The organism is Lyngbya sp. PCC 8106 (genome assembly GCF_000169095.1).
Lineage (GTDB): Bacteria > Cyanobacteriota > Cyanobacteriia > Cyanobacteriales > Microcoleaceae > Capilliphycus.
Genome location: NZ_AAVU01000029.1, coordinates 1 through 26,910 on the forward strand (window position 1 = coordinate 1; position 26,910 = coordinate 26,910).

Annotated in this window: 21 protein-coding genes; 11 read left to right on the forward strand and 10 right to left on the reverse strand. The window is 39.8% G+C overall.

Annotated elements, in window-relative coordinates:
- The 3 genes from L8106_RS18440 to L8106_RS18450 all read left to right on the forward strand — a co-directional run.
- Positions 1 to 1,195, forward strand: a 1,195-nt coding sequence (locus L8106_RS18440) for an RNA-guided endonuclease TnpB family protein (protein ID WP_071941417.1), incomplete at its 5' end; no start/stop codon positions are given.
- 182 nt (positions 1,196 to 1,377) lie between these two features.
- Positions 1,378 to 1,920, forward strand: a complete 543-nt coding sequence (locus L8106_RS18445) for an NADPH-dependent FMN reductase (RefSeq protein WP_009785916.1) — start codon at positions 1,378 to 1,380, stop codon at positions 1,918 to 1,920.
- Positions 1,921 to 2,097: 177 nt separating this feature from the next.
- Complete coding sequence (locus L8106_RS18450; protein ID WP_009785917.1) at positions 2,098 to 3,690, forward strand: heme peroxidase family protein; 1,593 nt, start codon at positions 2,098 to 2,100, stop codon at positions 3,688 to 3,690.
- A gap of 149 nt (positions 3,691 to 3,839) precedes the next feature.
- Here L8106_RS18450 and L8106_RS18455 read toward each other — a convergent pair whose 3' ends face one another.
- The gene (locus L8106_RS18455) at positions 3,840 to 4,580 is read right to left on the reverse strand and encodes a hypothetical protein (protein WP_009785918.1); all 741 of its coding nucleotides are present in this window, start codon (positions 4,578 to 4,580) and stop codon (positions 3,840 to 3,842) included.
- Between the two features lie 49 nt (positions 4,581 to 4,629).
- On the opposite strand from L8106_RS18455, the gene L8106_RS18460 reads away from it, so the two are divergent.
- Complete coding sequence (locus tag L8106_RS18460; protein WP_009785919.1) at positions 4,630 to 5,232, forward strand: 2OG-Fe(II) oxygenase; 603 nt, start codon at positions 4,630 to 4,632, stop codon at positions 5,230 to 5,232.
- Positions 5,233 to 5,378: 146 nt separating this feature from the next.
- Here L8106_RS18460 and L8106_RS18465 read toward each other — a convergent pair whose 3' ends face one another.
- From L8106_RS18465 to L8106_RS18475, 3 genes are read right to left on the reverse strand one after another with little or no spacing between them, the layout of a single operon-like run.
- On the reverse strand, positions 5,379 to 5,795 hold the full coding sequence (locus L8106_RS18465) for a type II toxin-antitoxin system VapC family toxin (RefSeq protein ID WP_009785920.1): 417 nt from the start codon (positions 5,793 to 5,795) through the stop codon (positions 5,379 to 5,381).
- On the reverse strand, positions 5,795 to 6,097 hold the full coding sequence (locus L8106_RS18470; protein ID WP_009785921.1) for a type II toxin-antitoxin system HicB family antitoxin: 303 nt from the start codon (positions 6,095 to 6,097) through the stop codon (positions 5,795 to 5,797). Before L8106_RS18470 ends, L8106_RS18465 begins: the two co-directional genes overlap by 1 nt.
- Positions 6,087 to 8,525 (reverse strand): NACHT domain-containing NTPase, encoded by a 2,439-nt coding sequence (locus tag L8106_RS18475; RefSeq protein WP_009785922.1) that lies wholly within the window; start codon positions 8,523 to 8,525, stop codon positions 6,087 to 6,089. The genes L8106_RS18470 and L8106_RS18475 overlap by 11 nt, the downstream gene beginning before the upstream one ends.
- Positions 8,526 to 8,668: 143 nt before the next feature.
- On the opposite strand from L8106_RS18475, the gene L8106_RS18480 reads away from it, so the two are divergent.
- Positions 8,669 to 9,349, forward strand: coding sequence for a hypothetical protein (locus L8106_RS18480; RefSeq protein ID WP_009785923.1), 681 nt, complete (start codon positions 8,669 to 8,671; stop codon positions 9,347 to 9,349).
- Between the two features lie 55 nt (positions 9,350 to 9,404).
- Here the strand turns inward: L8106_RS18480 and L8106_RS18485 are convergent, their stop codons facing one another.
- The 3 genes from L8106_RS18485 to L8106_RS18495 form a co-directional block, all read right to left on the reverse strand.
- The gene (locus L8106_RS18485; RefSeq protein WP_009785924.1) at positions 9,405 to 9,977 is read right to left on the reverse strand and encodes a Uma2 family endonuclease; all 573 of its coding nucleotides are present in this window, start codon (positions 9,975 to 9,977) and stop codon (positions 9,405 to 9,407) included.
- Positions 9,978 to 10,048: 71 nt separating this feature from the next.
- Positions 10,049 to 11,992 carry a sodium:proton antiporter gene (locus L8106_RS18490; protein WP_009785925.1) on the reverse strand — a complete coding sequence of 648 codons (1,944 nt, stop codon included), beginning with the start codon at positions 11,990 to 11,992 and terminating at the stop codon, positions 10,049 to 10,051.
- A gap of 744 nt (positions 11,993 to 12,736) precedes the next feature.
- Positions 12,737 to 14,044: a GH25 family lysozyme gene (locus L8106_RS18495; protein WP_009785926.1), complete on the reverse strand. Its 1,308-nt coding sequence runs from the start codon at positions 14,042 to 14,044 to the stop codon at positions 12,737 to 12,739.
- A 159-nt stretch (positions 14,045 to 14,203) separates the two neighbouring features.
- On the opposite strand from L8106_RS18495, the gene L8106_RS30795 reads away from it, so the two are divergent.
- On the forward strand, positions 14,204 to 14,596 hold the full coding sequence (locus L8106_RS30795; protein WP_198012974.1) for a macro domain-containing protein: 393 nt from the start codon (positions 14,204 to 14,206) through the stop codon (positions 14,594 to 14,596).
- Between the two features lie 7 nt (positions 14,597 to 14,603).
- Here the strand turns inward: L8106_RS30795 and L8106_RS18500 are convergent, their stop codons facing one another.
- On the reverse strand, positions 14,604 to 15,263 hold the full coding sequence (locus tag L8106_RS18500) for a class I SAM-dependent methyltransferase (RefSeq protein ID WP_009785927.1): 660 nt from the start codon (positions 15,261 to 15,263) through the stop codon (positions 14,604 to 14,606).
- Positions 15,264 to 15,451: 188 nt separating this feature from the next.
- On the opposite strand from L8106_RS18500, the gene trxB reads away from it, so the two are divergent.
- The gene (trxB, locus tag L8106_RS18505; protein ID WP_009785928.1) at positions 15,452 to 16,819 is read left to right on the forward strand and encodes a thioredoxin-disulfide reductase; all 1,368 of its coding nucleotides are present in this window, start codon (positions 15,452 to 15,454) and stop codon (positions 16,817 to 16,819) included.
- Between the two features lie 89 nt (positions 16,820 to 16,908).
- Here the strand turns inward: trxB and L8106_RS18510 are convergent, their stop codons facing one another.
- Both L8106_RS18510 and L8106_RS18515 read right to left on the reverse strand, forming a co-directional pair.
- Complete coding sequence (locus tag L8106_RS18510) at positions 16,909 to 18,108, reverse strand: WecB/TagA/CpsF family glycosyltransferase (RefSeq protein WP_232228524.1); 1,200 nt, start codon at positions 18,106 to 18,108, stop codon at positions 16,909 to 16,911.
- A gap of 540 nt (positions 18,109 to 18,648) precedes the next feature.
- On the reverse strand, positions 18,649 to 19,776 hold the full coding sequence (locus tag L8106_RS18515) for a HetZ-related protein 2 (protein ID WP_009785930.1): 1,128 nt from the start codon (positions 19,774 to 19,776) through the stop codon (positions 18,649 to 18,651).
- Between the two features lie 380 nt (positions 19,777 to 20,156).
- Between L8106_RS18515 and L8106_RS18520 the strand changes: the two genes are divergently transcribed.
- The 4 genes from L8106_RS18520 to L8106_RS18535 all read left to right on the forward strand — a co-directional run bounded on the left by L8106_RS18520 (position 20,157) and on the right by L8106_RS18535 (position 26,868).
- The gene (locus L8106_RS18520; protein ID WP_009785932.1) at positions 20,157 to 20,930 is read left to right on the forward strand and encodes a hypothetical protein; all 774 of its coding nucleotides are present in this window, start codon (positions 20,157 to 20,159) and stop codon (positions 20,928 to 20,930) included.
- A gap of 194 nt (positions 20,931 to 21,124) precedes the next feature.
- Positions 21,125 to 24,163: a SpoIIE family protein phosphatase gene (locus L8106_RS29780; RefSeq protein ID WP_009785933.1), complete on the forward strand. Its 3,039-nt coding sequence runs from the start codon at positions 21,125 to 21,127 to the stop codon at positions 24,161 to 24,163.
- Between the two features lie 268 nt (positions 24,164 to 24,431).
- A complete protein-coding gene (locus L8106_RS18530; RefSeq protein ID WP_009785934.1) occupies positions 24,432 to 25,190 on the forward strand; it encodes a choice-of-anchor W domain-containing protein in 759 nt (252 codons plus the stop codon).
- A gap of 151 nt (positions 25,191 to 25,341) precedes the next feature.
- Complete coding sequence (locus L8106_RS18535; RefSeq protein ID WP_009785935.1) at positions 25,342 to 26,868, forward strand: histidine kinase dimerization/phospho-acceptor domain-containing protein; 1,527 nt, start codon at positions 25,342 to 25,344, stop codon at positions 26,866 to 26,868.
- The last annotated feature ends 42 nt before the right edge of the window (positions 26,869 to 26,910 follow it).

The window sequence follows — 26,910 nt, forward strand, 5'->3', positions numbered from 1 at the left end:
GAACTACACTTACCGCATTTACCCCAGTGCCGCTCAACAGAAATCAATGTTGAGTTGGCTGGAGACTTGTAGACGACTATACAATCGTTGTCTGCGAGACTTGAAAGATTGGATGAATAGTCGGAAGTGTACGATTGATAGGTGTTCTCTGGATAGAGAATACATTATGCCGACCGAGACTCCTTTCCCCGGTTACATAGAGCAAAAGCGACAGTTAACGCAATGGAAAAAGACCAACCCTTACTTAAAAGAAGTTCACTCTCAAGTCACTCAAGATGTAGTCAAAAGATTACATAACTCTTGGGAATCTTTCAGACAAAGAGGACGAGGTTTTCCACGCTACAAGAAATATGGTCGCTATCAATCATTTTTGTTTCCTCAATTCAAAAACAATCCAATCGAAGGGAATCAGATTAAACTCCCTAAGTTTGGTCTTGTAGATATCAACCTGCACCGTGAAATCCCTCAAGGATTTAGTATTAAAGGGGTGCGAGTTGTATCAAGATGCAGAGGAACAAAATGGTTTGTTGTGATCACAATTCAAGCTGATGTTTCGATACCAGATACACCTTCTTTTGGGAGAGCTATCGGGATCGACTTAGGGTTGATCGATCTTGTGGCTACATCAGATGGACTAACCATTCCTAGACCTAAGTTTTTTGTAGAGCTACAAAGCAAGCTTAAATTGCTGCAACGTAGAGCATCTCGAAAACAGAAACGGTCTAAAAATTGGGAGAAAGAACAAGTTAAAGTAGCACGATTACATAACAGAATTGCCAACACCCGCAAGGATTTTCACCTAAAAACAGCCCATCAACTTTGTGATCAAGCTGACTCAATATTTGTTGAAGACATTGATTTTAGAGTGATGGCAAAAGGTTTTCTGGGTAAGCATTCTCTAGATGCAGGGTTTGGGCAGTTCAGAGACTTATTAAAATGGGTGTGTTGGAAACGAGGAAAGTTCTTTTCCGTTGTTGATCACAGAGGAACATCTAAGCAGTGTCCTAGCTGTGGCAGTGAATGGAATAACAACCTTTCAGTTCGTTGGCATACCTGTGATGAATGTGACTATTCAAACAACAGAGATATTGCCTCAGCCGAGGTAATTTGTAATCGTGGAATCGAAAAGTACCCAAGGATCATTGGGGAACGGAAACCGCCTACTGAATGCGTACTGTCGGGGGAGAAATCCTAGACAAGTGCAACGTAGGAAATCTTGATTGCGAGGTCAAGAAGCCCGCGTTATATTGCTAGGCAATTAACGCCGGGAGAATGTCACATAGATGTTAATTGTAGAGATAGCGCAACTACAAACTTGTGTTATATTAAACGTAGTCGGAATGAGTACGACTTAGCAATCAAGTTTGGGATCATAGTATGGTAAAAATTGTAGGAATTGGTGGGAGTCTGCGTTGGGAGTCCTACAGTCAGCAGGCGTTAAAAATAGCAGCGCAACGGGTAGAAGTCTTGGGTGCGGAAGTAGAAATATTAGACTTGCGCCAGATGCGTCTACCTTTTTGTGATGGGGGAAAAGAATATCCCGACTATCCCGACGTGGAAAAATTACGAGAAACCGTTAAGCAAGCAGATGGGTTAATTTTAGCAACACCAGAATATCACGGTAGCGTTAGTGGTGTGATTAAAAATGCCTTAGATTTAATGAGTTTTGAGCAGCTTGACGGTAAAGTAGCTGGTTTAATCAGTGTGTTGGGGGGTCAAGTTAATAGTAATGCTTTAAATGACCTGAGATTAATTATGCGATGGGTTCATGCTTGGGTTATTCCCGAACAAATTGCCATTGGTCAAGCTTGGGGTGCTTTTAACGAAGAAGGAAAGTTACTCGATGAAAAGTTATCTCAACGGTTTGATGGATTTGCTCAAAGTTTAGTAGATAATACCACAAAATTACGTGGAAATTAGTTAATAATTATAGAGACGTTCTCATCGGGGAGCGTCTCCAAAATAGATGAGCATAACCAGACTAAGTACAAGAGCTTACTCCAAATGAGTGACACACAAACGGGCGATGTGCTATCGGACAATTATTGACTAAAATGAGACATAATCTTTTTTGTTCTGATTTTAGGGAAAAAGTCAATGCTAAAAAATATCAGTCATGCCGGGGGAGTCAACCCACAAGCAAAAGAGAGAAGGGAACAAACCGAAGAAATTCTATTTAGTACACCTTTTGGTTATATGTTCCCCGACTTGGTAATGGGGGAAAATACAGAGGCGAATAAATTACCTGTAGCCAGCAACACGGTTCCTGCTTTAAAGATGCTAGGAGACGCCATGGCTGACTTAGGAGAAGCGGGGGCAGAAATGAAGAAATTCAACTCTAATATTCCTTCTGTTTTTACCTATTTAGGTCAGTTTATTGATCACGATATTACCGCTCGAACAGATCGGGAAACAGAGATCAGTATGATTAGTATTGGTGATAATGCCAATGATGAATTAAAACCGATTGACCCACAAATTATTATCAATAAGCTCAAAAATGGGCGGCGTCCTCAGCTTGATCTCGATAGTCTTTATGGTGACGGGCCAGCATTAATACCGGGCGGAAAAGTTGGAGCAAATACAGAAGCTCAGTTTCTTTATGAGGATGAAAGCTTACTGTTAAAAGTTCAAGATTTGGGTAAATTTGTGGATTTACCTCGGGCTGATCGCAAAGCCAAAATTGCGGATATGCGTAATGATGAAAACGTGATTATTAGTCAGCTTCATGCTGCTTTTTTAAAGTTTCATAATGTAATTGCTTGTACTTTACCGAAACATTTATCTCCTCAAAGTCGGTATATTTATGCTCGTCAGTTTGTGCGTTGGTGTTATCAGTATGTTGTCATCAATGACTATCTCAGATCAGTTTGCGACCCCAATATTGTAGACGATATTCTGCTCAACGGGCCGCGTTTTTATCTCCCTGGCTTTAGTGGAAATTCGGTTTTTATGCCGCTAGAATTCTCCGTCGCCGGATTTCGGTTTGGTCACTCGATGATTCGTCCGTTTTATCAACTTAATCGTCAGTCTCAAGTCAAAATTATGAATCTCTTGGGTGTTTCCAAAGATCGACCTCAAGAGTCTGATTTGCTAGAAAAGAACGGTGATAATTATCAACTCAAGAAAAGTTTTAGTGTTGACTGGGAAAACTTTGTCAGATTTGTACCGGATGAACCGATTCCTAACGTCGCTCGTAAAATCGATCCGCAGATTTCTCAAGGCTTATTTGATCTTCAACTCGACGGAGTAAGAGCGAATACATTCATGTCTCATTTAGCTCAACGAAATCTAGTCAGAGGTTATTCATTGAGTTTACCAACTGGACAAAAACTAGCTAAAGCATTTGGTTTTCAACCCCTAACAAGAGAAGATTTAATCGATAAAGAACCGAATGAAAAACTAAAGCAAGCACTTGAATATGGGAATTTTGGAGACAGAACACCTTTATGGTATTACATTCTCAAAGAAGCCGCATTACAAACAGGAGGAAACACGTTAGGAGCTGTAGGAAGTAGTATTGTTGCAGAGACTTTAATTGGGTTAGTCAAACAAGATCCCAACAGCTATTTAAACCATTTGCATAATCCGGCTGTACGACCCAATGGAATTCGCATTCCTCGGCTTTATGGTCGTGCTTCAATCATTAACTCGATTGGAGATATTTTATCCTGTGCAGGAGTTCGTTAGAGATTAATTAAAATCAGTTAGAATCTGAGTTTTAACTCTGTCTATGTTAAAAGTTTGTCTCCTATTCATCTGGATGAAAAAGTTAAAGGTTGTCAAAATCTTTCTCTCATTCAGATGATATTTTTATGGGTTGCTATCTATAAAACCGCTTATAAAATTAACCAAATCGCTAAACCCCAAAAGGGAACAAATCTTAACCCTCGCTTTCGACTATCAACGGGTTCAATACTTCCCATTAAGATGATTTGGAAAATATAAAATAAAACCACATCAACACAAAAAGCAATCGTAACGCGATTACTCATAAAATTTCCGATAAAAAATTCTGTTTTAGCCGGAATATCTCCAAATTCAGGTCGAGCAAAAACAGCCCAAAAAACAGAGACTATTCCCACAATTAAGCCAATATAACCAAATATTTTCGCTAATAAACCTTTAGTTTGTTTTTCTTCGGGTTGTAGTTCAGGAACAGTAAATCGCCACGCCATATAAGGAAGTAAAAAAGTATTGGTGAGGAACATTGCCAAACTCCAAATGATAATTTTTGGGAGTTCTTTACCTTTAGAATCAAGCAGTAATAAAGGCAAAAACATCAAAATCCAGGCTTCCGCAAAGTTGAATAAACTCTCAATCCACGGATGAACAATTGGGGCTTGCATAGATTTAATCCCCACTGCATTGAAAAGTGGTAAAATAAAGAAAAAATTAATTGATTCGTTGACAATTTCCTTAAGAGTTTCCGGTTGAACAGCCCAAATGGGTTCACCAGGAAGGAGTTGTTGGGACGGAGAAAGCAGTAAAATATAAATGTAGATAGCCGAGAGTAGCCACAATAATGCAGAAATTAAACGTTGAGACGGTTGGAGTTTGGTAAAATTTGATTGTGCCATTGAGTAACCTAACTGATCTCTCACAAATTTTAAACGATTCGATCCAGAAATGAACTATTTTTCTCAAAAACAAAATGCTTTTTCTCTAACCTATCTCAACTCGCTGCGCGGAGAAATTCTGGCTTGTCCTTATCTCGCTATCAACAACCTTAACCGTGATTTTATCGACACAAAAGGGTTTTCAGTGGTGTTTAAACGCTCGAAACAGGCGGAAGTCGAACGGCGCTTTCCTTTCTTTAAAAGCTATCTAGAACAGGCGTTAAAGCCTTCTTGTAATGCTTTTTATCTTAACCCTCTGGTGTTACAAGCGGGTTCAAGAGTTGATCCTCATATTGATCGATCTTTACGATCTTATTGCAAAACCGTTGAACCGCCTGCATTTGTGAGTGTTTTATATGTGCAAGTTCCTGATTATTTACAAGGGGGAGAACTGGTTTTACGTTCTTATAAAAAGCAAGTCGGACAGATTAAACCTCAAGTGAATACTTTACTGTTTTTTCAGGGAAATCTCACCCATTCTGTGAATGCGGTTAAAACAACTGGAACTCGTTTGAGTTTAGTTTGTGAACAATATAATTTGAGTGAAACTGAATTGCAAGAAATTCCAGAGTTTACGATAGAATCAAGAGCAGCAAAGACCAAACGGAAGTAAGTCTAGACCTACGCCATTTAATCAGAGTGATTACACATTTATAGAAAACTTATAGAGATCATCTTTCGGGGTTCAATACAACCCATCGACGGAATAGTTCAACGATTATTTTCCAATGATTTCCAGTAAGGTGATGGAATAATATTTTATTCCTCTTGTAATAAAATGATAAATCCCTCTTGGGTAAAATGTTTATCATTGGTTAGCACTTCAATAATATCTAATTGACGCATAGTCTGCATTGAGATACAGTCTGTTAAACTATATCCTTTGTCAGGTCTATTTTTATAGAGATTTAAACCATCCATAAATGATTCGTGTGTTTGTTGAATTACCCGAACATTCGGATTAATAATAATTCCCTCAACCAGTTTAACAATACGTTGACGCATTTGATATCCGTATGTTGAAAAGAAGGTTAGCACTTCAACTAAAACTTCTTCAGTTGTCACCAGATTAGCCCGTTGCAAAGTCTTAGTAATTTCTAAAACTCTGTTATGCCAGTTATCGGCTGGGTTTATTGAAGCAACCCAGTAAAATGTATCAGCAAATATAGTTTTCATCAATCTTGTTTCGGAGTCTTGTAAATATAATGATTGTGTTGTTCAGCACCATCTTTGGGAAGCTGTTTAATTTCCTCATCCGTCATATCACCTGTAACCTGTTCAAAAAGTTCTAGCAAAGATTGTCCTGTTGTTTGAGGTTCGACAGTCTGTTGAACTAAATAAGCTTTGATAGCTTCTTTAATTTGGTCAATTACTCCGTCTAGAGAGTTATCCTCAACTCGACATCCAGCAATTTCTGGACTATACGCAGAATATCCGGTTTCATTTTGTTCGATTTGAATACTGATTTTAGTGTTCATCTTTTCTCCTTGATTTCCACTTTTCAATTTCCTCTATAGGCAATAATAACGTTTCTTCTATCTCTTGTCGAACCTCTCGACTCACATAACAATCACTGTTTAAACATTCAACAAGCAACAAATTAGCATCATAATACTGTTGTAATAGCTTCTTTTGTTCATTATTAAATTTCCAGTTATGTCCAATATTACGCCACAGAATCATTAAGCTTCTGATATCTTCGCACCATATTGGACGAACAGAAGCCCATAATTTTTGAAATTTTTCTTGTTCTTGATGAGGGTCAGGAAACTCTCTAAGCAGATTCTTCAATTTTGTTTTAATAATTTGTAATTTTATTTTAATATCTGAACTAAAAGTATAGTGCTTGCAAATATCATCAATGCTGGTTATGATAGCATCTTTAGGTAAAAAAGATGAAGAATCACGGAATTGATTTAACAGATAAAGCTCATGATCTAAAGAAAGTTCAGGCTCGCACTGAATATCAACATGAAATTCTTTCTGAATATCAACGTGAAATTCTTTTACCATCTCAATAAGTTGAGCCTCGTAAAAAATGCGAAATGAATAAATGAATTCAGCACAGAAGTAAAAAATTCTTATTGATAAATTATGACTGGATCTGATTTTTATAGAGTCTGCTTTGTGATCTAGCCATAGGAGAAATTTCTGTACTTTTTCATTATTCTGTACTAATAAATCTATTGATGTTTTTAAATTTAGTAAAAAACTGTCAGCACTATCTAACATCTGAACGGTCAGAAGAAATACCTCTCGCCAGTTAGGTTCTGTAATATGACTAACTAATTCTCTCAAAGTTGGATCATTAATATCGTATTGATTACAATTGGTGACAATCTTACGAGCAGTTAAATACTCGTGAAATGTTAGATGGGAAAAAGAATAAATATTTCTGGCTCGTTCTACTAATAAGCCGTGCTGTGCTTCTATAGATTTTAACACAGCTTCACTGTCTAACTCTAATGCTTTAGGATCAGTCTTTGCATTGGGTAAATTTTGAATATATTCACTAATATAACGTTCTATTTCCCGTTTTTTAAAAAAGTAGTCACCCGCTTGAAAAGTTGTGTGAGCGATTCGACTCAGTAAGTCTTCCTTCCGTTTTAGGGATAATCCTTTATAAACTTGATCGCGTTCAATATTACGGTTTACATCCCATGTTTTCAGCAAAACATCAAGTCCAATTTCATAAAGTTCAGCACGATTACTGGGAAAACTACCCACATTTTCAAACACCAAACACAACAAAGTTAGGAGTAGAGGATTGGTTGCAAGTTCGAGAATGGGTTCATCTTGTTTTAGCTTTTCGAGAAAACGTTCTGCTTTTACTGGATCGTTTTTACTGTGAAACCATTTTTGAGAAAAATTAGCAATTTGTTCTTCGTTAAAATCAGCAACTTCAACTTCAGTAAATTTTTCAAATGTGTATTCTTTTGCTGCAATCCGACAGGTGATTACAAATTGGTTTTGAGGAAATTGCTGTGAAAGCTGTTTAATCTCTCTCAAGATTCGGCTAGAGTCAATTTCTCTAACTTCGTCCAAGCCATCTAATAAAACGAAAAATTTTCCTGCTTTTAACAGACTTGTTAGAGTTGAAATATCTTCCATTTCATTAGAATAACCTTTCAATAAACGTTGAAGGTATTCCAATAAATTCGGGTGTTCCTTAATATCTGCAAAATCTTTTAACGTGATAAATACTGGAACTCGTTCGGCTTGAAACGCTCCACCTATACACTGAATTGCCAAGTGTTTGAGAAATGTTGTTTTTCCCGCCCCTGGTTTTCCCAATATCATCAACTTCGAGAACTTTTCAGCCGCTTCTATACCGGGAATTCTTTCTTCTTTTACTGTACCCCGACCCCAACGTTCAAAATTTTCTCGACTAACTTTTTCTTGCAATTGGGCGATTTCCCGCCAAGTTCGTCCCGTAATTTTCTCTAAAATATTAACGTTTGTATAGATTTTCCCTAACTCAATGGGTTGCGTCATATCAAGTACCCGCATCGTACCGCAACATTCTTGAATATAGGGCTGAATTTGCTGGCGTGTCTTCTTTACTAATGTTTGGATACTTACGTCTGTGTTCTCAATAAACAATGAGCTATTAGAGTTCTCTGCTTGCCAACGTTGATATCGGTTGGTGAGATAATCCTTCAATCTACTTTCTTTTCCTGGGCCTTTCCCACCAATTTGAAACTTCTTGTAAATTCCACGCAAATGCTCTTTAAGAGAGCCTTCACTAATATTTAATTGCAGTGTAATTTGTATTCTACTCAGATCATCTCCGAACAGTGAAAGAAAAACCTCTTTTTCTTTGTCAGTTAGTCCCTTCTCATCGGCTAACTGGTCTAAAAAGTCTTTTGGGAACCCCATCTGCTGCACCAACTGCTTCTCTAACATACCAGTTTAACTGCTTTTTTGGCTATTAAGTCAGAAAGTCAGGGTAAGTCAGGAAAGTCAGCTTAAGTCAGTTTCAAGTCAGGGAAATAACTCCAAAATAAAAATGCGACAGTTAATTCAGTCGAGTTAATTGCATTAAAAATATGAAAAACCAATTCTGGTCAGATAAACCCCTTCCCCGTTACCCTGGAAAAGCCTGCACTAAAAATGGTCTGGGTGGGATGCAAGACAGTCGGGGAAATTTTCTTCCGAGTTTCACAACAATTAGAGATAAAATGCGATCGCCTGCGGAAAAAGGACGACTCGCCTCTTGGAGAAAAAATAAAGGTTCTCAAGCGAATTTAGCTTGTCAAATTGGCAGACTCGGACATCGCCAAATTGAAAACTATTTCAACAATGGGGATAAATCTTGTCCTGTAATTCTTCAACGTCATTGGGAACAGGCGTTACCCGTTCTCAACAAAATTCATAATATTCGACTGGTAGAAAGTCCGATTTTCCATTATTATGAAGGTTATTCTGGACGAGTTGATTGTGTCGGAAAGTTTGATAATTTACCCGATGAAATGGTTTTTGAGTTTAAATTTTCTGATCGTATTCGCATCTACGATGAACAAAAACTACAAATTGCGGCTTATGCAGGGGGATTAAATCGACATTATGGCCCTCCCCATAACGTGCAAATTAATAGCGGAATTTTAATTACAATTACTCCAAATGAAGTTGATACTACTTTTCTAGACAGTCTAGAAATATACAAATATTGGAAACAGTGGCAAAAACAGGTTAATCAATTCTGGTCACAATATCCAAACATTGCTTAATCTATTTTTGAGTCTTACTTCTCCCTCTCCTCGTCGGAGGGGGTTGAGGTGAGATTTAGGAATTTTGTTTTCCGGGTTTTAACCAATCAAAAACTTGATTAACGGTTAGATTTAGTTCTAAAAAATCTGGTATAATTAAACTGTTTTCACCCATTAATTCAACGGGTTGCTGTTCGGCTTGAAACACCAAAATAAATCGTTCTGTCGGATCAATTAACCAACCCAATTGAGTCCCGTATCGTAAACCGTGTAAAATATTGCGAACGGAACGGGTAGAAGCCTGTTCGGGTGAGAGAATTTCAATCATCCAGTCTGGATGGGTTTCAAATCGATTTTCTATTTCTCCCTCTGCATCAAAAGGAATCCTTTCCCATCTCAAAACAACCACATCAGGAACCATTGAACGTTCGCCAAAGGTACAACGTAACTCAGGAAACGCCAAAGCAACTTTTCCATCTTCTACAACGTCGTTAATAGCATTACAAAGCTTGAGTTGAAGACGAGAATGTTTACCTTGAGGCATAGGTTTTTGATAAATATAACCCTCTACAAACTCACTTGCCGGGGTTGTTTCTGGAAGCTGAATAAATTCCTCTAAGCTGAGAGTTTTCGAGGTTGTGCTAACCATGATTAAAATCAAATACCAGTGTTTAAACTTCTCCTCATCGGAGAGGGTTGGGGTGAGGTTATATTTTCTGTTTACTCAACAGGAACTTCTTCTAACGCTTTGTCTTCTTTATCTTTTTCTTTGGGTGTCGGAGTTGGAATGGGAACCGCTTCAACTACCGGATGTGTTTCTAAGGTTAGAGTTGATTGTTGTGAACCGGATAACCGCTTAAGAAGCTTAGGTTTGGGATCATGGAGAAGATAAATAATTCGATCATCAAGTTGCCAGGTTTCCGAAGCGGGTAAAACTTGTAAATTCCCTTGTCTTTCGATTAATAGCGGAATTAACTCATTAGAACGAATCAAAGCTTGTAAATGCGCTCTTTGAAACTCTAACCCTGGTTGCTTCAGAACTGTTTCTCCTAACTTCACCTCTTGATTTTCCATGAACTTATTCCACTTTTTCAGAGGAACATCGGGAATAAAAGCCTGTTGTACTTTTTCCTTATTTGCTGATGCTTTTGATTGCGGATCACGAGGATACAGCGCCAACACACGCGGCGGTTTAAATTCTTCTGCTGCTCGTTCCGCTAAAACTAAATTAACCTCTCCGTTACTCGTCATGGCTAAGAACGTACCAATTGATTCTAATCCCGCTTCTTCTAACACATTTGGATCTAAAGCACTACTTTGATAAACCCGCAAACCTTCTTTTTTTGCCTGTTCACAAGCTTCAGAATTGGTGTCTATGATGACTACAGATTCACCCCGTTCCTGAAACAAACTTCCAATCAACCGACTCATTGGGTTAGACCCCACAATCACCGCACCCGTCGCCGCACTGGAATTAATCTGTAATAAACCTGCCATCCAACGAGCAGTTAATCCTTGAGTTACAACCGTCATAATAATCGTTAAAAAGACTAAAGCCTTAATCGAATCTCCCCCGTTAATCCCCCGTTGCGTTAACAAAATCGCAAACAGAGAAGAAACTGAAGCAGAGACAATTCCTCGGGGGCCAACCCAAGAAACAAAGGCTTTTTGTCGCCAGTTAAGGTTACTGTTGAACGTACAAAGCCAGACGTTAATCGGACGAACAATCCACATCAACGCCAAAACCGTGAGAACACTTCCCCAACCTAAAGCCACAATACTTTCTAAAGACAGATCAGCCGCCAGCAAAATAAACAACACTGAAACACACAGCATCGTTAACTGACCTTTGAATCGCCTTAACTGTCGCATTTCTGGTACACCAACAGTTCGCACGGTAATCCCTGAAACCACCGCCGCCATCAGTCCAGATTCACTGTAAACCACTTCTGCTAAATCATACAAACCCCACACGGCTGCTAAAGCAATCAGGTTTTTCAACTCCTCAGACAGAGAATGACCTTGCTTCAAACTCCACCCGAGTAAACCCCCTCCCAGCACTCCAATTGCGGCGCCAATTCCCAAGCGAATCATCAATTCTTGAAAGAGTTCTAAAGGATTGGCATTCCCGCTTAAAACGACGTTCAGGACTAATACCGCGAGAATTGCACCGACGGGATCGATCAGAACCCCTTCTCCTTCTAGCAAAGCTGCAACCCGGCGATCAACAGAAACTTGTTTGAGTAATGGCCCGACCACCGTTGGCCCGGTAACGACCACCAATGAAGCGTAGAGAAAGGCGATCGGCCAGGGAAATTCACCTAACCAGTGGGCAGCCATTCCGCCCCCTGTGAGGGTGATCAGGGTACCGACGGTCACTAAATTGCGAATACTCCCAGAAACTTGTCCTAAAGCACGTAATTCTAAGTTTAAACCGCCCTCAAACAGAATGAGAGCAACGGATAGAGAAACAATCACCTCCAACCCTTCACCAAGTAAGTTGGGATGAACTAGCCCTAAGCCATCATTGCCGACTAGGATACCAAATAGTAGTAGGAAGACAATTGCAGGAACTCTTAGATAGTCCGCTAACACTTGAGCACCTATCCCACTGACGATTGTGATCACCATCAGTACGGTAATGTCAAAGGAAGTTGTTTCCATAAGCGTTAGGGGTTCGGCTACTCACTACGGTTGAAATGCCTGGTATTCTGGGCTGCGGTCATATCTGAACCTGTTCGTCAGGTTTGATCACACCGGGACGATCATCTGACAACTGGATTTTCACTTGAAGGTGAAACCCTATTGACGGTTATCATAACTCATTACATACCCTATACCGACGGCCTCAGTTGGTGAATAGAGGTTCAAAGCTACTGGTTTCAGAAGAATTGACACTCCCGGTCGTAAACGACGGGGATTCTTGGTTCAGCGAGTCCATTTAATACAGATAGGCTGCCCTATCTGCACCAGAGATGAATTCTCCCCAAGCGTTTTGCTCCATTTCAGAAACCTGTTTGGGTATGCCCTACCCTACAGTTCAAAACCTAAAATCTTGGTTTCTCTGTACTTGTTGCGTTGCGCTAATAAGCGTACAAGCTTTCCTGTACGGAACCCCATAACTTCAGTGCGTCAAGGTGCGTTGCCTTTCGGTGACTGGGTTTTTAGTGTGGTTGATTACCCTTTCCACAAAAGAAAGTTTAACATAAAGCCGTCCTCAAGGACGGGGCTTGTATCCCAATTTTTTCGGTCAGAAATCAGAAACTATTTACCTCCCCATCTCCCCATTTTTGATATCACCCTGAGTCAAAGGAAGGGTCTATTAGAGATTATTTGCGATCGCGCAGCGTCTCCGCAGGAGAATCGCTTACCAATAACAAAAAACGCCTAATTATCCATAAAATAATTTTATGATCGAGAATTGGGTTTTCGCCAACGTCGAGCAAATTCAGAAAGTGTTTCTGGTGGAAGTTGAGCTTGTAACCATTCAAGTGCTTCTTTTTGAGTGGGAAGTTCTTGATAGTATTTACAGACATCAACTAAGCGAATATCAGGTTTAACGATTGGAACTTGAGGTTGATTCCACTTCTGTTCAAATTCTATCCAAGTTGCAATCGGAATCTGTCGAAATAACCACAACAAAGACTCATCTTGATTCGATAATCCCCGATAATATTTACAAACATCAATCAAATCAATTGAACGACTCGAAGATTGAGATAAATTGCGCCAACGTTGAGCAAATTCCAGCAATGTTGTCTCAGAAATTTGCTGTTGTAACCATTTTAACGCCTCACTTTGGACAGGTTCCCCTTTGTAAGCCTTACAAACTTTGATGAAATCTAATGTCGTTTGTGGAGGTGCAGGCGTCGGTTCTGGTATCGGTTCTGGTGGAGGTGCAGGTGTCGGTTCTGGTGCCGGTTCTGGTGTTGGATTCACTGCTAATTCTAGCTGAGTTAATAGCGCCGTCCAAGTTTTTAAATTCGCAATTCCATCTTCAGCTAATCCCTTAGACTTCTGAAATTTTAAAATTGCAGTTTTAGTCCCATTTCCAAAAATTCCATCAATTGAACCGGGATCAAATCCTCTATTTTTTAATAGACTTTGTAAATCCTGTACTTTTGAACCCGTTGTTCCCACGGTAGAGACTTCAAATAAATTAACATCGACTCCACCACTCACCCCTGTTACTTGACCTCGATCTGTAAATTGCCAAAATAACCAGGTTTTCCAACCGCCAGGAACCATCGGTTGTTCAGCTTGGGTGTAGTGAGCGATCCACAATGGATACTCCGAAAACCGTTTGGTATTTAAACTTTGCCAAAATCCGGGATAAGTGTAAATAATCGGGCGAAATCCAGTTGCTCGTTCAACAATATCGAGCCATTCTTGAGCGCGATCACACAACGTTTGAGTGTCTAAACCATCAGTGGTTTCGATATCTAAAACGGGGGATAAATCTCCGGCTTCTAGTTTGACTGTCTTGAGAAAATTATCCGCTTGTGCTTTGGGATCACTTGCGGGTCTAAAAAAATGATAGGCTCCTCTCTGTAAACCATTGGCTTTGGATTGTTTCCAGTAGGTATCAAATACTTCCGCAACAAAAGTTTGGCCTTCGGTTGCTTTGATAAATGCAAACGTAATCCCCGCATCGACAACGGCTTTCCAGTCTACGTTGGGTTGATAGTCAGAAACGTCAATACCACGAATGCTCATCGATTTAGCAGTTAGAATTGGGCAAGAAAGAAAAAATCTGAGGCTATCCTTATCCTACTCTGAGTTTAGTCGTAATACCGGATAGGGCGATATTTTACCTAGACTATTTGTGATTGTTAATTGATTTAGCCATGTTTCAAATTCAAGTGATTCTAGGCGATATTACTCGCAGAATGTCGTCAGCTAGGGGGTTGTCCGACGGTCGAAGCCAAAATCACCCCAGGTTACGATCTTCGCTGTCGGTGGGTAATTCATACCGTTGGCCCGGTTTGGCGAGGCGGCGCGCGCCATGAAGATGAATTATTAGCCTGTTGTTATCGCAATAGTTTAAAATTAGCTCAACAAAATGTCATAAAAACTATTGCTTTTCCCTCCATTAGTACGGGTGCTTATCGGTTTCCCTTCCAACAAGCAACTCTAATTGCAGTTCGTGAAATTCAACAGTTTTTTAAGAACAATCCTCAGATTTCTCTCGAACAGGTGATTTTAGTTGCTTACACTCAAGAGGATTATCATGGTTTACAACAAGTCGTTGAATCTTCTATAGCCTAATAGCTTCTCAACTTTGATAGGCTCGTTCTGCCGTCCAATGGCGATCGCTAGATTGATAGATTTTGACGTTTTCTAACCCCACTTCTGCGATCATTTGATGAATTTCTTCGAGGGTAAATGCCGCTTGCAATGAATCTCGAAATAGTTGTCTTTGATGATCGTTACAATCTCCGGCATATTGTTCAACTAAATGATCTCTGATGACTTCATCCCCGGGCCGTAATAAATCACGCAAAAATATTCCACCTTGAGGTTTGAGGACTCGTTTTAATTCTCTCAAAAAAGGAATGGGATTGCTCAAATGATGTATAATACTATTAGAAATAATCAAATCAAACTGAGCCTCTATGTAGGGAAGTTGTTTGGCATCCACCCGTTCTAATTTGACTTGAGTTTGTACACCCGAGCGCTCAACGTTTTGCTGACCAATTTTGAGCATATTTTCTGACAAATCAATGGCGATAATTTGCCAGTCTGGGCGCTGTTGAGCTATTAAAATCGGAATACGAGCGGTTCCCGTTCCCGCATCAAGAACTTGGGCGGTTGTTGGCCCTAGAGTAATGGTGTGTTCAGCAAAAGCGGTATTGACTGCGGAGAAGTCCATTGAGTCATACTCAACTGCTTCTTCCCAGGTGTCCATCACTTCTGGTTCTAAGACTCTTTGCATGATCTATTGTTGTAATTTTTCAGTGCCGAAGCGATAAAATTCTCTCAAGAGTTTATCAAAACATCAAGAGTTAAAAGTTTATTCCCTCTTGTCTGAGTATCTTTCCCGTTTCCTCTATTTTGAAATTCTCCTAAAAATTCGCTATAATTCGTTAAAACGAAGTCATTATGAGTTTATATTAAAAAGCAATGAGCAATCCAGCAGTAGAAAACGTTGTCATTATCGGTTCAGGGCCAGCAGGTTACACCGCAGCTATCTACGCCGGACGAGCCAACCTCAAACCTGTGATGTTTGAAGGCTATCAAATGGGCGGAATTCCGGGCGGACAATTAATGACCACCACCGAAGTTGAGAACTTTCCAGGCTTTCCCGAAGGCATCACCGGGCCACAACTCATGGATAGAATGAAAGCCCAAGCCGAACGTTGGGGGGCTGAACTCTACACCGAAGACGTGATCGAAGTCGATCTCAGTCAACGTCCCTTTACCGTGCGTTCAGACGAACGAGAATTCAAAACCCATACTATTATATTGGCAACCGGAGCCACAGCCAAACGTTTAAATCTACCCAGTGAGGATAAATTCTGGAGTCATGGAATTTCTGCTTGTGCAATTTGTGACGGGGCGAGTCCGATTTTCAAAGGCGTAGAACTGGCGGTTATTGGGGGCGGAGATAGTGCAGCCGAAGAAGCGGTATATTTAACAAAATATGGTTCTCACGTTCACTTGTTAGTCCGTCGGGATGAACTCAGAGCGAGTAAAGCCATGCAGCAACGGGTACTCGATCACCCGAAAGTCACCGTTCACTGGAATACAGAAACCGTAGATGTCTTCGGGAATGGCAAAATGGAAGGAATTCGGCTGAAAAACCGCCAAACAGACGAAGAAACAGAACTCTCCGTCGGCGGATTATTTTATGCAATTGGTCACACACCTAATACTCAAATTGTCAAAGGACAGCTCGAACTCGATGATGTCGGTTATATTGTGACCCAACATGGCGGTGTAGAAACCTCTGTAGAAGGCGTTTATGCGGTCGGAGACGTTCAAGACCATGAATTCCGTCAAGCCATTACCGCCGCCGGAAGTGGGTGTATGGGAGCGATGTTAGCCGAACGGTGGTTATCAGCAAAGGGGTTGGTGCAGGAGTTTAAACAAGCTGAAACCGGAGATGCGACCAAAACAGAAGAAACCCCTTCAGAAAGTATCGCGGATACCGAAGAAACCTTTGATCCTCAAGCGACTCATCACGTCGGAGGTTATGCACTACGGAAGTTATACCACGATAGCGATCGCCTGATTATGGTGAAATATGTTTCCCCGAGTTGTGGGCCTTGTCACCGTTTGAAGCCAATTTTAGATAAGGTTGTGTCCGAGTTTGACGGGAAAATTCACTTTGTAGAAATTGATATCGAACAAGACCCCGAAATTGCTCAAAATGCTGGCGTGAGTGGCACCCCAACCATTCAGTTATTCAAAGAAAAAGGTCTTGTTAAACAGCTTAATGGTGTTCAACCTAAGAGTTTGTATCGAGAAGTGATTGCAAGTAACTTATAACCGTTCACTGACAACACCTCAACTCAGGTAAGGGAAGCTCTTATTGAGTTCATCGGGGCTTTCCCTTCTTTTTTTTGAGTCAAGCCACCTTAACTCCGACAAATGGATGATTGCTGAGAATCTTGTTCTGCTACGAGGTCATAATCATAATCTTCGTAAGAGTCCTGTCTTCTTGGAGCTATATATTCAAGTAATAAATTGATGGTCGCGGGCTTAATCCATCCGGCTTGGACTGCTAATTCTCCAAACCGTAAACGGCTATCCTGTTGCTGTTTGAGGATTATCTGAATTTGATCATCATTCAACAACGCCGCTGACTTTAGGTAATAACCAATCGGTTTTTTTTGTTGCTTAATTGCTAGGCGAGGAATTTCTTCGGCGAAAAAGTCTACTGTTTCTGGTTTCAACCAGTTTTGTTGAGCCAGAATTTCTCCAAATCGCTGTTTTGTTCCTTCTGCTTGAGTGTGTAAGATCGTCCGAACTTGTTCAGTGGAGAGTAAACCCGCTTCAATTAAGGTTTGACCCACCGGGCGGTACATTGGAAGTCGAGAAGAAAGTTGATCTTGTTGCGACTCAATCAGGAGTTGTTTGGTGGCTAACAACACAAAGGGAGGAATCGTCTGACTATAGCGTTTCCAAAGCCGATTGGGTTCTTGTACCAAACGATAGAACCATTCAAGTCCAGATTCTCTAACCCACAAGGGGGCGCGAGTTTGCTGTCCTGCATACAGCGGAAAAACGGCTCCGACTCCCAGCATCACGGCTTTAATTTTACCTCGATGTTGAGCCATAAATCGCTCTTGTTTCGGACATCCTAAAGAAACAAATACAATTCCCGCACCACTATCATTAATTTCTTTAATGACAGCATCATCTTCCTCGGGTGTAAGCGGACGAAAGGGTAAAGAACGTAATCCGGCGACTTGAAGTTTAGGAAAATCCTGAGTGAGTCTATTTCCAATTCGGCTTAAAGTTGGTTCATCTGAACCCAAGAAAAAAACGCTAATATTTTCCTCGGGAGCTAACTGACATAAACGTAAAAGGATATCCATTCCAGCAACCCGATCTTGAGGAACTCCCATTTTCTTCAACATCCAAACAAGGGGCATTCCATCCGGTGTAACGATATCGGCATTATGGAGAATTTGAGCAAATTTTGGTTCCCAATAGGCTTCCATGACCATATGAACATTTGCAACGCAGACCATACGGCTTTCATGGCAACTCGCCCACTTTAAAATCGTTCCCATCTGATCTTCAAGGCGTAGAGCAGTAATTGCTGAATTCAATACCCGCTTACTTGGCAAATACATATGTTATATGATGACCATCTACTAAATTTGAACTAATCAAGACTTTTTAGTCTAGCAGAACCCCTTTCCTCTACCTATAAAATAAAATTGTTAGCATTGAGCATAATTTTACTAGCTTTTCATAGATCTAGACAACCACAGTGTTTTATTTCTATGTGTTTTGTAAAAATTATTGTCAATTCTTTACAGCAAAGTCTTAATTATAAAAGTTAGATACTGCTGCAATCAATCGCTTTCAGAATTTAATCTAAGTATCGTTACACAATGAACATCTACATATAAATTAGGTTTAACTCTTATTCATCTCCGTCTGCACTCCGGTAACAACACCCCCCTTTATTGATCGTCTACGACTTAATCTTAGCATGGGTTTTGAACGAGATTATCTTATTTGTTTAAGGTAGATTATCTAAGCGGATTTGTCAACCGTTAACAATGACAAAACGGGCTTCTTCCCTTGCCTATATCGGAATATAAATTAAAATTGATACCAAACCTGACCCAACAATCATGACTTTATCGATTACGAATAGCCTGAGCATTCAGGTAGAGCTTTGTCCATTCACTCAGAACTTGGGTTGTTTTTAACTTCAGATCTTTGGCGATCATTTCAATTGTTTGATTTGCTTGCAACTTTTCAATCACTTGACGTTGCATTGGGCTAAGACTGTCCCAATATTCCTGCCATTGACTCGGAGTTAAACCCAAATGATGTTCTGATAGCGAAGTTCCTAGCCAACCATCTACTAATTCAGGGGAATGTTTCAAGGCAAAATTGCGAACCGCATGATAACTGACTTTCTCACGCAAGCGATAAACTTGTTTAATCGGCAAATTTAATGTCTTCGCGATCGCTTCTTGGGACTCACCTTTCAAGTATAGTTGTAACCAATCCCCTGCCACCGGATCAACCTTTTCTCTGAGATAGGCTTCAAACTCTGCTTGTACCGTCAAACGTTGAACTTGTTGTTCTTCTATGTAATGAGTATCTTCGTATTGGGCGAGGGCTTGTTCATCGAGTAAACTGACTCGTTCTTGGGTGTCATCGGAGACAATTTCTTCTGAGACTTGTCGTATCCATTCACCCGTGGGAACCTGGGTTAATCCTCCTCGCTGAGAACGGCGCAAATAGTTGACAAAGCGGTAAACGAGTAGAGGTTGATTGCGAATTGGTCGCAGACAATATTCTTCTAAACTGGTCAGCAATAGAGAATTTCGCAAGCGAGAATCTGTTGTACATTCAGCGATCCATTGTAGTTGTTGCTGTAAATAGCGATCGCTATTGAGCATTTCTTGAATCACTTCTTGCAAGACATCAACGACATTTCGCTGACGATCCCGACTGGTCGCCACCCAAGCCCGAATTTTTTGACGTAAAATCACTAAACTGCCCAATCGCTTCATCAAACTGCGATAGGCTTGTTCTGGGGAAATATCTAGATATCGTTGTTGCAAAACCCGATAGCGGAAATTTAGCCCTTGTTTAAAGGCGGATTGTTCTGAGGGCGTTAGCCCATCCAACGCTTCCGAATTTGGCCCTAACAACCACTGTATGATACTTTCGTGTGTATTAGGACTGTGATTTGGATAGTCGTTCTGGAGTTGAGAACGCCACTGACTGGTTAGGGATTCTACAAAAGTCATTCGGGAGGTTGATGATGTCACCGTCAATTGATTGAGGCAAAAGTGATACAACGATATTAACATTGTCACTCAAAAGCCAACATTCTCAACCCTGAATTAAGATTTATAGACAAATTAATGAATTTTAGTCTTGACAGTTTGATTTTTTTATGCAGTACCGATAATTCCGAAAAATCTTCTCGGGAAGCTTCCTCAACAGACTCACTTCGTGAATTGAGCAATTAAAAATAGAAATTATTCGGTGAGTTTGAAAGCAAAACTCATTTTTGAATAAACTCTCAACAATAAAATTAAATCCCTTGCCACTTCAAAAAGAGTTCGATAAAATTCAATCAATAACTTCATCTCTATCCCCAAGATCAATTTAACAGCACAAATCAATGCAACAAAAAACAACGCCAGTGTCTGAGGGTGCGGTATTCTCACCTTTTTTAGATGCAGTGAATACTCACTTTCCCGGCTCATTACCCTTAAAATATTATATGAAAAGAACCTATGATTGCTTAAGTCAAAATGGGTTTGAAGACGAAAATACAATGGGAATGATAGCTATTTGTCGAGATGAACTGACAGACCCCCTCTATGAAGAAGTTGTTAAATACTGGGGAAAAACCTTCAATTGTTGCAGTTTAGCCGGATTTATTACCCTGGGAAAAACGGGGTTAGCCGCAGCCACAAATCATACCCCTATTTTCGATAATATCCGTCGTTTTACCTTTTATGCAATGCCTCATATTGCCATCTCCCGTTACGGAGAAATTGGCAAAGTTTACCGAGAAGGAATTCAAAAAGCATCTCACGCTTGTGGAGCCTTAGAAACCATTGTTAAAGAGTTAGAATGCGGACGTCTCAACCTAGAAATGGATTTACAAGATCTCGAACAAAGTATCATTCGTCAAAAAATTCTCTCCTCTTTAAATTATGGCGATAAACCCAATTTAGTCGAGATCACAAAACTCGCTTGTCAGATTATCTCCGAAGATGTAGAACGATTATTAAATCCCCTCGATCCGACCATTTTCAACTATGCCGTAATGACTGGAATTCAGATTCACGGGCCGCTAGAAACCCAATGGATTTATCCGCAAAATTTCTATATCGTCAGTTCCCAGTTTAAACGAACCAAGAAAACCATTGCTATTTTTATAAACTAAGCTCTCCCAAGGTCTAGAGAATAGTCAAAATTAAACAATGAAATCGGATAATCTTGGTCAAAATTAACTCACTCCACTCAATACACACTGGCAGAATCGGATAGCGTTGAGGATAATTGAACATAAGTGAGTTGTATTATTTTAGATTTCCCATTCTAAACTCAACCGCTAAACTTCATTTTTAGAGTTTCCCGATGTTCAAACCTTCCCTTCGCCTCAACAATACCAAAGCAGCTTTCGCCGCTTTCCTCACCGGAATCGCAATTTTAGCAACAGTGGGATGGGTTGAACACGCCGAAAGAGAACGGTTTGAACAACAAAGTCGCGCCAAAGTCCTCGCCCGACTCAGTACAGTCAGAGCTAACCTAGAAAAAGCCCTCAACCAGCGATTATTTCTCTCTCGGGGATTAGTCGCCTACGTTTCCACCGTGAACCCCGACCTTGACCAAGAAACTTTTGAACGCCTCACTCAAGTTATTGTCGCCCAACAGTCGGGAATTCGTAGCATTGTTCTTTACAAAGACAATACCGTTAGCCATATCTATCCTCTCGTTGGTAATGATGCTGCTTTGGGGTTTAGTCCCATGTCTATCCCCGAAGAACGCGAAGCCATTGAACGGGCTGTCCAAAATCGTCAGACTGTTGTAGCTGGCCCAGTCAATATAGTCGGACTTACCCAAATTTCTGATGTCTGTCCGGCTGATGCTCCCCGTCTTCAAATGACACCTGACTCGACTCAAAATCAACAGTCTTGCTTAGTCGAAGGCGGTATTGCTTTTATTGGACGAACTCCAATTTTTCTCACCCCACCCAATGAAGTTCCAGAAAGTGGTGCTTACTGGGGATTGGCAGGGATTATCATTGACCAAAATACTCTGTTTAAAGAAGCCGGACTTTTAGACAAAAATACTGATGTTAAATATGCGATTCGAGGAAAAGATGGACTCGGCGCAGACGGCGAAGTTTTTTTTGGTGAGAGCCAAATTTTCCAACAAAATCCGGTGCTTTCTTCTATTACTTTACCGAATGGGTCTTGGCAGTTAGCAGCTATTCCTCAAACGGGTTGGCTTGATGGTTTTCCCTTGCTTGTTTGGTTGCGCTTGGGAGGAAGTGTTACGGCAGTCTTAGCAGGAGGATTAGTCTTTGTTTTAGTCAGTGCGCCCGCTCGCTTGAAAAAAGCAGTTGAACGGGCAACTATAGCTTTGAGAGAACGAGAAGAAGACCTCGAACGTGCCAATACTGACCTCAAACATCTTGACCAATTAAAAGATGAATTTTTAGCAAATACTTCCCATGAATTGCGAACACCACTCAATGGAATTATTGGGATTGCAGAATCGTTAATAGATGGGGCAACGGGTCAACTTTCTGACTTGACTCAATCTAATTTAGCGATGATTGTTTCTAGTGGTCGCCGTTTATCAAGTTTAGTGAATGATGTGCTTGATTTTTCTAAAATTCGCTACAGTAATATCGATTTACAATTAAAACCTGTTGATTTATATACTATTACTGACTTAGTGATTACATTGAGTCAACCGCTAGTCGGAAAGAAAAATTTACAACTGATTAATTCCATCAATCCTGAGAGTCCTGCTGTACAAGCTGATGAAAATCGTTTACAACAAATTCTACATAATCTAGTCGGAAATGCGATTAAATTTACGGCTGCGGGTCAGGTGGAGATTTTAGCGAAAAAAGTAGATAATTTAGAGTCAGATCAAGAGTTTTTAAAGATCGTTATTGCTGATACGGGAATTGGTATTTCTGAAGATAAGTTTGAACAGATTTTTGAATCTTTTGAACAAGCGTCAGGAACGACTGCGAGAGAATATGGGGGAACGGGATTAGGATTGGCGATTACTAAACAGTTAGTCGAATTACAGGGTGGAAAAATTGAGGTTTTTTCACGATTAGGAGAAGGTTCTCAGTTTAGCTTTACTTTGCCAATAGCAACTGAAAATGTTGGTCTACAAGCTGCAAAAAAATCTTTAATATCTCTATTTGAATTAAGAAAGGAAAAGATATTAAATTCTCAATTAAATCCCGAATTAAAGTCTGAACCTGTGATTTCATCAAATACTGAAAATGGAAAGAATGATATTTTAGTTTTTATTGTGGATGACGAACCGATTAATTTACAGGTATTAATGAATATGTTGTCTCTGCATGATTATACAATTACTCAAGCGAGTGATGGTGAAGAAGCTTTGGCTATCCTAGAGACAGGATACAAGCCTGATATTATTTTACTTGATGTGATGATGCCAAAAATGACAGGCTATGAAGTGACTCAAAAAATTAGAGAACGTTTTACAACAACTGAACTCCCCATTTTATTGTTAACAGCAAAAACACAAGTTCAAGATATTGTTACAGGTTTGGGTTTTGGTGCGAATGATTATCTGAATAAACCGATTGCAAAAGATGAACTTTTAGCTCGAATGAAAACTCAGATTAATATGTGTCGTTTAAGAGCGGAAAATATTCGTTTGTCTGCGGAAGTGGAGGTGATTAAAAAATTACAAAAAATGGTTTTACCAAAAGATGTTGAATTAGAATCAATACAAGATTTAGAAATTGCGAGTTTTATTCAACCCGCCGATGAGGTTGGGGGAGATTATTATGATGTTTTACAATACGATAATCAGGTTAAAATTGGAATTGGAGATGTTACAGGACATGGATTAGAAAGCGGTCTATTAATGATTATGGCACAAACGGCTGTGCGAACATTAATAGAAAGTTTAGAAACCGATCCGATTAAATTTATGGATATCCTCAATCGAACTTTATATGGTAATATTCAGCGCATGAATTCCAGTAAAAATATGACGCTAGCATTATTAGATTATGCAGATAAATCGATTAAACTGAGTGGTCAACATGAGGAAGTGATTTTGGTTCGTGCTGATGGAGAAGTCGAACGCATTGATACTGTTGACTTGGGTTTTCCAATTGGTTTAGATGGAGAGATTGCGGAATTTGTTGCTCAACAAACGATTCCTTTAAGTTCAGGAGATGTTGTGGTTTTATATACTGACGGAATTACCGAAGCTGAAAACCTAGAGGGAGATCAATATGGTTTAGAACGTTTGTGTGAAATTATTGTGAAAAATCATCGACAGTCTGCGGAAAAAATCAAGCAAGCCATTGTAGAAGAGGTCTGGAGGTATATTGGTCAGCAAAAAGTGTTTGATGATATGACTGTTGTTGTGATAAAACAAAAATAAAGTTTGACTTCAATTTTACTGATTTCTTTGTATATACATCATATACATCATATACATCACATATACCTTTCAAAGTGTAACATCCGTCTATTTATCTCCTGGACTCTCACCCCTCTATGCTCTCACCTCAGTGAACAGTCAGATTTCTACTTAGTCTGATGAAATAATCAAACTCTCAGAGATTGTGTAAAGATCACTAACAACAAAAAAATGTCTGAGTCAAAGTTAGCTAAACTTAGGTTTGAGTCGTTAACTTCAAAAAAGTACCATGATCGCTCAAAATCAATCCATGTTAGTTTCTACCACTTTAAGTTTGACGATCGGGAGTTTCTGGCTGACTCAGCCCGCCAACGCCCTCAAACTTGAACCGATAACAACTGTTCCCTCAGACTCGACTTCCCTGGGGTGGAAGCTAGAAGGACGAGCAGGAGTCTTTGGAGGAGCAGACTATGAGTTTGCTATCGGGCAAAATGGAGCGCAAGCCGACAATACAGGTCAAGTCTATTGGGACTGGGAAAATGATGTCGAAGTCAACTGGTTTCTCAATTGGGACGGTACAACTGCCTTATTTAGTGTAGAAAATATTGACCCAGTTTCCTATTCCGTATTCCCCAATTCTGATGCTGTTTTTGAGGGCTTTTCTTTATTCACGGTTGCCAAGACTGAAACGGGTTTTGTTGAGCCGGAAACGGAGATTGAAGTCGCTGTTAATCAAGTTAATGGTATCACCGTTGATCAGATTTTTAGCAAAAGTGTAGCACCGAGTAATGGGGTGGATTTAAACCTATTGGCTTGGACAAGTGATACTTTGATTTCGAGTTTAACTGGAACAGCTCGGATGCGTTGGAATACACTTAATCCAAATCAAGCCCAAGCTCGTTCTCGTTTGGATTTTCAAATTGTCGGATTTGATCTCGATTCTACTCCCAAAACTTCTATTCCTGAACCCTCGTCAGCCTTGAGTTTTTTGACTTTAGGAGTTTTTGCGTTAGGACGTTTATGGATGAAAAATAAAACCGTTATTTAGTTTGATCTTAATTTGTGTTAAAATCCTAGCTTGGAGACAGTATTTTAGGTTGATGTTTATCAAGTTGGGAATACTGATAAATAGAGAAATGAGCTTTTTTATATTTGACCACAAGCTATGAAATTTTGCGAATCTAGATTAAAGCAAATAGATGCAAACACCGACAATTCTTTGTGTAGATGATGAACTATTTTTACTCAGGAGTTTAGCCGAAACCCTCAAGCGGAAGTTTGGCGAAGATTATGCAGTAGAAATTGCAGAAACCGCTGAGATTGCTTTAGAAATTATCGCTGAATTGCAAGCTGAGAAAATCGAGATTCCCTTAATTATATCCGACCAAATTATGCCGGATATGAAAGGTGTAGATTTATTGATTCAAGTTTATCAAGAATCTCCGAAAACCTTGCAAATTTTGCTGACCGGAAAAGCCAGTGTAGATGATGTCGGAAAAGCTGTTAATCATGCTAAACTTTATCGATATATTAGTAAGCCTTGGGAAGAAGAAGATTTAATTTTGACTGTTAAAGAAGCACTTCGTAGCTATTATCAAGATAAAAAATTAGCGGAACAAAATCAGGTTTTGCACCGATTAAATGTGGGTTTAGAACAAAAAGTAATTGAGCGCACTGCTGAACTTGAAAAAGCAAAACAAGCCGCTGAAATGGCGAATCAAGCTAAAAGTAACTTCTTCTCTTTTATGAGTCATGAACTGAGAACACCTCTGAATTCTATTTTGGGCTTTAGTCAATTGCTAGCTGCTGACTCCAGCTTACAAGAAGAACAATGTAAAAATATTAAAATTATTAACCGTAGTGGTGAGCAACTTCTGACCTTAATTAATGACATTCTCGCCATTTCTCGGTTAGAAGCAGGTTTAATGACCTTGAATGAACGTCAATTTGATTTACATCGGTTGCTGAATTTTATTAAGGAAATGCTGGAAGTTAAAGCAGCCGCAAAAAGTTTACAATTAATTTTAGAATGGAGTTCCAACTTACCCCAGTATATCCATGCAGATGATGTCAAACTACGTCATATTTTACTTCATCTTGTTAGTAATGCAATTTACCTGACTGAAACCGGAACAATTACATTACGAGTCTTTGAAAATCGAGTTAAAAATCAGCCTATTGATGAACATACATTGCTTCATTTTGAAGTAGAAGATACAGGATTGGGAATAAATTCAAATTGTATAGATAGTTTGTTATTTAATCCTTTTAAATCAACTTTAAATGTGGATTTAACTGATAAAATAGATTTGAATTGGTCAATTAGTCATGAATTCATCCGGTTAATGGGGGGAGAATTAATCGCTCATCCGGGAGTCAGTCAGGGTTCTGTTTTTACCTTTGAAATCAACGTGAAAGCCTATACAAAAGCTGATCAGACAGTCCCCGACTCAACGATTCAACCCTCCCAGGAGCCAGGGATCGTTTTTACTCCGGAAGTTCTCCATTCAGAAAAACTCTGCGCTCAAAGTTTAGCGATGATGCCAGGAAGTTGGGTTGAACAACTTTATCACAGTGCGGCTCAATGTAGCGATCGCCAAATTCAGTCTTTGATTGAGAGAATACCTCCAGAATATTCTACCCTCGCTCAGGCTTTAAAACAGCTCGTCGAAGATTTTCGATTTGATGTCATCCTAGATCTGAGCGCTCCCTACGTTTATAAATAAGTTCAGATAAAATCAAAATTTTGCGGATTTCTCTAACATGGT